The 289-nt window shown below is 57.1% G+C and carries 1 protein-coding gene; it reads right to left on the bottom strand.

Annotated elements, in window-relative coordinates:
* Positions 1-289: extracellular solute-binding protein (locus tag MD536_RS21225; RefSeq protein ID WP_239603792.1), on the bottom strand; the 289-nt coding region annotated here is incomplete at both ends.

Below are 289 nucleotides of genomic sequence, written 5' to 3'. Positions count from 1 at the left end.
CTTCTTAAAGGCGCGGTCCAGATCGAGCGGGTAGAGCTTGTCGGGTGTCACGCCATCGGCGAGCAGTGCGATTTCGAGCGCACCGGGAGCCGACCACTTGTAGAAGGTACGCTTGCCGGGGAACTTCTCTGTATCGAAGAGATCCGCCCAGTTCTGCGGCGTTTCCTTGAGCACGTCCTTGTTGTAACCGATGACGAACGAATAATAGAAGCTGCCGACGAAATGATCGGCGACGAAGCGCGGGTCGATCTTGCTCTTGTCGATCACCGAGAAATCGATCGGCTCGAGC

The organism is Flavihumibacter cheonanensis, assembly GCF_022352215.1.
GTDB lineage: Bacteria > Bacteroidota > Bacteroidia > Chitinophagales > Chitinophagaceae > Flavihumibacter > Flavihumibacter cheonanensis.
The sequence above is the reverse complement of the archived record's forward strand: the minus strand, read 5'-3'. Positions and strand labels throughout refer to the sequence as shown.